The sequence below is a fragment of the Mesorhizobium sp. M7A.F.Ca.CA.001.08.2.1 genome, assembly GCF_003998455.1.
GTDB classification, from domain to species: domain Bacteria; phylum Pseudomonadota; class Alphaproteobacteria; order Rhizobiales; family Rhizobiaceae; genus Mesorhizobium; species Mesorhizobium ciceri.
In genome coordinates, this window is sequence record NZ_RZPW01000994.1 from 1 (window position 1) to 1,854 (window position 1,854).

At 60.4% G+C, this 1,854-nt stretch carries 2 protein-coding genes; both read right to left on the reverse strand.

The annotated features are described in order from the left end of the window. Nucleotides 1–161: 161 nt before the first annotated feature. The gene (locus EN914_RS33940; RefSeq protein WP_196815422.1) at nucleotides 162–1,268 is read right to left on the reverse strand and encodes a glycosyltransferase family 2 protein; all 1,107 of its coding nucleotides are present in this window, start codon (nucleotides 1,266–1,268) and stop codon (nucleotides 162–164) included. Between the two features lie 39 nt (nucleotides 1,269–1,307). Further along, on the reverse strand, nucleotides 1,308–1,854 hold a 547-nt coding region (locus EN914_RS33945), incomplete at its 5' end, for a glycosyltransferase family 1 protein (RefSeq protein ID WP_164779120.1).

The following is a 1,854-nucleotide window of genomic DNA, read 5'->3' on the forward strand; positions in this document are numbered from 1 at the left end:
CCCCTTGAGTCATATGGTCCAATGCATCGGCGATCAGCCCTCAACCGTTCTGTTACGAGGTCGGCCTCGCGGTGGCCTGTCCGTTCTTCTGCACGATCTTCATCCTTTGCGCCCATTGACGCGATCCTCAATCTGGTAGCACCCCCCGCTGCCGCTATCTATCAGTTGGACATTTCACGCGCTCGGAACGCGCCCGAGTTGGGCGACAGCCGCTTGTATGCGGACCGTGCGTTCCGCAGGATCCATTGCGGCGCAAGGAGCGTCGGCACTGCGCGGGTCCAATAGTGCGGCATTCCATGGTAACGGCCGTACAGGTACCTGATCGCTGCGCTCACCGCGATGGTCCGTCCCCCCGCAGTTTTAGCGTTGTTCAACCGCGCCATCACGTGCGTATCAAATATCCGGCGGCGAAACGCTTCGCACACAGCGGGTGTGTCCGCGAACAACGCGAAAGCAATCTGATCATAGGCGGCAACGTCGATCTTCAGGCGATCCAGCCATCCGAACTTGATATTGAACTGGTCGTTGCCCGACCGATAGCCGACACAAGGTTCTTGGACCACGCCCCATTTTCCAAACCGTTCGACAACACGGCCGATGATATAAACTTGGACGTAGTAATTCTTGAATTCCGAGACATTAGGCTCGGATGCGATCTCATTCCATTTGGCACGGTCTATCACCAGGGCGGACATGAAGCCCAGCAGATCACCCATCGTCGCGAACAGCGTACCGGCATCGGCGATCAGTTGTGTAGGCGGGATCCGACGGATGCCGGTCCGGCGCGTCATCGTCACGTCATAGTCGATCACGCCTAGCGTTAGACCGGTTACGCCGGGCCAACGCCGGATCGCTTCCAGCACCCGTGCTAGCCCGCCCGGTTCCAGATGGTCGTCGTCGCCCATCAGCCAGATGTAATCGCCCTTCGCCGCCTCCACGACCGCCAGGAAATTGCCGTCCACTCCCAAGTTCTTCGGCTGGGAAAGCAAGGTGTAGTGCTTGATGCGACCCTTATAGCCTTCGGCCACGGCGACCGTATTGTCCGGTGAAGCATCATCGCTGACCACGACCTCGATCGCGTCCTCCAAAGCTTGGGCGATGATGCTGTCTAACAATTCCGCCAGCATGGACGAGCGGTTGTAAGTCGGGATGCAGATCGAAATGGTCGGCACGGGTTTCGGTCTGCGGCCAGGATCGGTGGTTACACGGCGAGGCCGGCGCGCGCGATGAGCGGCTGCCACCAATGCTCGCAAGTCGTTCTCGTCCATCGTGCTCTCCTGGAGGTCAATCCGAAGACTGGCCGCCGGTCAATCGCCGAACTCCCCGAAATCGGCGTCGACCTGAATCATGAGTTCGAGGTATTTCCACGCTATCCACCGCCAGGAATAACTGCTCGCCCTGGCGTTCCCCTTGGTAACCAAACGCTGCCGCAAGTCTGGGGCTAGCATCAACAGGCGGATGGCTTCGGCCCATGACTGGACGTCGTCGGGATCGGCATAAAGGGCCGAATCCCCGCAGATTTCGGGAAGACATGGCGAGGTCGAGGCCACGACCGGGCAGCCCGAAGCCATCGCCTCGACCGCCGGCAGCCCGAAGCCCTCGATCCGTGACGGGAACAGGAAGCACAGGGCGCCTTCGAGCGCCTTCTTGAAGTCGTCGTCCCCTATGCGGCCAGGAAGGACGATGTTTCCGGGCATTTGCGGGATGTACCTCAGGAGCGTGGCCTCGTCGACATCGCCGGGCATCCACAGGTCAAGACCCATCGCGTCGAGGTGTGGGGCCAGCCTGGCGAGAAGCCCCATGTTCTTATATTCCTGGTCCCGCCTCCCCAAGCAGAGGACATACGGCCTGCTC

Coding starts and splice junctions, on each gene's coding strand:
- EN914_RS33940 (WP_196815422.1), bottom strand. CDS start 1,268: ATGGACGAGAACGACTTGCGAGCATTGGTGGCAGCCGCTCATCGCGCG.